The organism is Kitasatospora sp. NPDC054768, from assembly GCF_053612025.1.
Genome location: NZ_JBSHBN010000309.1, coordinates 1 through 3910, shown reverse-complemented (window position 1 = coordinate 3910; position 3910 = coordinate 1). Strand labels below are relative to the sequence as shown.

Annotated in this window: 3 protein-coding genes; all 3 read left to right on the top strand. The window is 75.2% G+C overall.

The features are described from left to right. On the top strand, nucleotides 1-2840 hold a 2840-nt coding region (locus ACWGKU_RS40665), incomplete at its 5' end, for a sensor histidine kinase (protein WP_452191824.1). A 10-nt stretch (nucleotides 2841-2850) separates the two neighbouring features. Then, on the top strand, nucleotides 2851-3264 hold the full coding sequence (locus ACWGKU_RS40660; protein ID WP_359915368.1) for a roadblock/LC7 domain-containing protein: 414 nt from the start codon (nucleotides 2851-2853) through the stop codon (nucleotides 3262-3264). Nucleotides 3265-3434: 170 nt separating this feature from the next. Beyond that, nucleotides 3435-3860, top strand: coding sequence for a DUF742 domain-containing protein (locus tag ACWGKU_RS40655; protein ID WP_380456468.1), 426 nt, complete (start codon nucleotides 3435-3437; stop codon nucleotides 3858-3860). Nucleotides 3861-3910 lie beyond the last annotated feature (50 nt).

Genomic DNA, 3910 nt, shown 5'->3' with positions numbered 1-3910 from the left:
CAGTCCTCACCCAGAGCGGCATCCGCCAGACCGAGGCGGTCAGCTACAAGGACTGGTTCGAGAAGGCCAGCTCCAAGATCACCGCCGAGCGCCGGATCGAGTCCAAGCTCATCGAGAACCTGGACGGCAAGGCCCAGGACCTCCAGTCCCAGGCCGACGCCGACGCCCTGATCATCGGTGTCGCGGTCGCCCTGGTGCTGCTCGTCGCCCTCGGTGGCGCCGGTCTGATCGCCCGCTCGATGGTGCGCTCGCTGACCCGCCTCCAGGCGGCGGCCGAGGACGTCGCCGAGCGCCGTCTGCCCGAGCTGGTCAAGACCCTCTCCGAGGCCGACCCGCACGACGTCGACACCACGGTCGAGCCGGTCGCCGTCGACTCCACCGACGAGATCGGCCACGTGGCCCACGCGTTCGACATGGTGCACAGCGAGGCCGTCCGCCTCGCCGCCGAGCAGGCCCTCCTGCGAGGCAACATCAACGCGATGTTCACCAACCTCTCGCGCCGCAGCCAGGGCCTCATCCAGCGCCAGCTGTCGCTCATCTCCGAGCTGGAGAGCCGCGAGGCCGACCCGGACCAGCTGGCCAACCTCTTCAAGCTGGACCACCTCGCGACCCGCATGCGCCGCAACGGCGAGAACCTCCTCGTCCTCGCCGGCGAGGACCCGGGCCGCCGCTGGACCCGTCCCGTCCCGCTGGTCGACGTGCTCCGCGCCGCCGCCTCCGAGGTGGAGCAGTACGAGCGCATCGAACTCGCCGCCGTGCCGTCGGCCGAGGTCGCCGGCCGCGTCGTCAACGACCTCGTCCACCTGCTCGCCGAGCTGCTGGAGAACGCCACCTCGTTCTCCAGCCCGCAGACCCGCGTCCGGGTCACCGGCCACGCGCTGCCGGACGGCCGCGTGCTGGTCGAGATCCACGACACCGGCATCGGCCTGAGCCCCGACGACCTCGCCGAGATCAACGAGCGCCTCGCCAACCCGCCGACGGTGGACGTCTCGGTCTCCCGCCGCATGGGCCTCTTCGTGGTCGGCCGCCTGTCCCTGCGACACGGCATCCGCATCCAGCTGCGCCCCAGCGACTCCGGCGGCACCACCGCGCTGGTCATGCTCCCCGTGGACGTCACCAATTCGGGTGACCGCCGCGGCACCGGCCGGGCCGGCTCCGGCCAGGGCAAGCAGCAGCGCGGGGTCACCCCGACGCCGCGCCAGCAGCGCCAGGTGCCGCCCGCCCGCCAGGGCGGTCCCGCCGCGCTCGGCCAGGGCCCGGCCGCGGGTGCCCCGCAGGGCGGTCGCCCGCAGCTCGGCCAGGGCGGTCCGGCCGCTCCGGCCGCTCCCGCTCCGCAGGCCGGCCCGGGTGCGCCCGCCGGCGGTCTGCCGACCCGCCAGGTCGGCAAGTCGCTGCGGGAGAACCCGGCCCCGCAGGGCGGCGCTCAGCAGGGCCAGGGCCGACGGCCCGCCCAGCCGCAGCAGAAGCAGCCGGCCCCGCAGCAGCCGCAGGCGCCGCAGCAGCAGACTCCGCAGCAGGCCCAGCAGGGCGGTCTGCCGCAGCGCGCGCCGGGCCGCCAGGGCCCGCCGCAGAGCGGCCCGAACGGCCTGCCGCGCCGCGGCGGCCGTCCGCAGCAGCCCGGTCAGCCCCAGCCGGGTCAGCCCCAGCCCGGTCAGCAGCAGCCTGGCCGGCCCGGCCAGGAACGGCAGCGTCCCGGCGGCGAGTTCGACGGCGGTCCGGGCGCCCGGACCGGCGAGCAGCCGCAGCACGGCCGCCCCGGCGGTCCCGGCACGCCGCAGCAGGGTGCCCGTCCGGGCAACCGTCCGCAGGACGGCCTGCCGCAGCGACGTCCGGCCCCGCAGGGCCCCGGTGCCCCCGGTGCCCCCGGTGCCCCCGGCCGGCCCGCCGGCCAGGTCCCGCGCGGTCCGCAGCGCCCCGGCCCGGACGCGCCGCAGCGCGACCGTCAGCCGCAGCTGCCGCCGCAGGCCCAGCAGCAGCCCCAGCCGTTGCCGTCGGCCGAGCCGGCGCCGGTGGAGAGCACCCAGCAGTTCGCCCGCCCGCGCTTCGAGGCCAGCCAGATCGACCCGCGCGACCCGCTGGGCCTCGGCCTGGTCGAGCCGGTGCTGCCGAACGTGCCGAACCCGCCGCGTCCGGAGCCGGTGCGCCAGGAGCAGGCGCCGCAGCCGCCGCAGCCGCTGCCGTACCAGGAGCCGATGGCGCTGCCGACCGGTCCGTCCGAGGCCGGTCAGCGGCCCGGCGGCGAGCAGCCGTGGGCCCAGCAGGCCGACGGCCAGCAGGCGCGGCAGCGGTCGTACCAGCCGCGCCGCCCCGGCACCTCCTCGCCGGAGTTCCAGCCGCAGGCCCAGGAGCAGCAGGCTCCGCGGCAGGCACCCCGGCAGCAGGCGCCCCAGCCGGCTCCGCAGCAGCAGGCCCCGCAGCAGCCGCAGGCCCAGCAGCAGAACCAGCAGCAGCCTCCGCAGCCGCAGCCGCAGGGCCAGCAGCCCGGCGACGCGCCGTGGCGTCCGTCCGCGAACGACGAGCGCTGGCGCCGGGCCGAGCAGATCCGCGAGCCCTCGACCAGCGGTGTCACCATGTCGGGCCTGCCCCGGCGGACCCCGCAGGCCAACCTGGTCTCCGGCACCGCCGAGGCCTCGCCGCTGACCGGTCCGCAGGTCTCCCGGGCCCCCGAGGAGGTCCGCGGCCGGCTGACCAACCTGCGCCGCGGCATCCAGCAGGGCCGCCGCGTCGGGGCCGAGCAGGCCGCCAACCAGTCGGGCTTCCAGCATGGTGCCCAGCAGCCCGGATTCGATAGTTTCGGTGGCCGGAACGACGGCAACGGCGCAGATCACCAGGAGCGTTGAGTTGAACCAGATGAGCCAGGCCGCACAGAACCTGAACTGGCTGATCACCAATTTCGTGGACAACACCCCCGGGGTGTCCCACACCGTGGTGGTCTCCGCGGACGGCCTCCTGCTGTGCATGTCCGAGGGCTTCCCCAGGGACCGGGCCGACCAGTTGGCGGCGGTCGCCTCCGGTCTCACCTCGCTGACCAACGGTGCGAGCCGGATCTTCGAGGGCGGCGAGGTCAACCAGACCGTGGTCGAGATGGAGCGGGGGTTCCTGTTCCTGATGGCCGTCAGCGACGGCTCGGCGCTGGCCGTCCTGGCCGCCCCGGACTCCGACATCGGCCTCGTCGGCTACGAGATGGCCCTGCTCGTCGACCGGGCCGGCGCCGTCCTCACCCCCGCACTCCGCGCGGAACTCCAGGGCAGTCTCCTGCACTGACCCGGGGCTCCCGCGCGGATCCGTCCACCCCGTCCCACCTGCCCTCGCCGGGTCCGACCCGACCGGACCCGGCGAACCACCCTCAGCTACCCTCAGGCAGCTGATCTCGCCTCAGCTGGCACCGCCCCAGCTGGAACCGGCTGCTCAAGGCTGCAGCACTAGGAGGACCCATGACCCCGCCTTCGACACCCGCCGGCTCGTACGGCAACGGGTACGGCAGCGGCTACGGCGGGCAGCAGTCCGACGGCTACGAGCAGCAGCCGCTGGTCCGCCCGTACGCGATGACCGGCGGCCGGACCCGCCCGCGGTACCAGCTCGCCATCGAGGCCCTGATCTCCACGACCGGCTCGGCCGACCGGGCCAGCGGACTGCTGCCCGAGCACGCCCGGATCGTCAGCCTCTGCCGCGAGGTCAAGTCCATCGCGGAGATCTCCGCACTGGCCGGCGTGCCGCTCGGTGTCGCCCGCATCCTCGTCGCCGACCTTGCCGAGGCCGGTCTCGTCGCCATCCACCAGCCCGCCGCCGCGGGCGAGTCGGGCGGAACGCCCGATGTCACGCTGCTCGAAAGGGTCCTCAGTGGACTTCGCAAGCTCTAACGCGGCCGCCCCCACCCGCGCCACCACCTCCGCGAAGATCGTCGTCGCGG

What these genes read in the sequence shown, in the direction of transcription:
- ACWGKU_RS40655 (WP_380456468.1), top strand. Translation starts at nt 3,435, where the DNA reads ATGACCCCGCCTTCGACACCCGCCGGCTCGTACGGCAACGGGTACGGC.
- ACWGKU_RS40660 (WP_359915368.1), top strand. Translation starts at nt 2,851, where the DNA reads ATGAGCCAGGCCGCACAGAACCTGAACTGGCTGATCACCAATTTCGTG.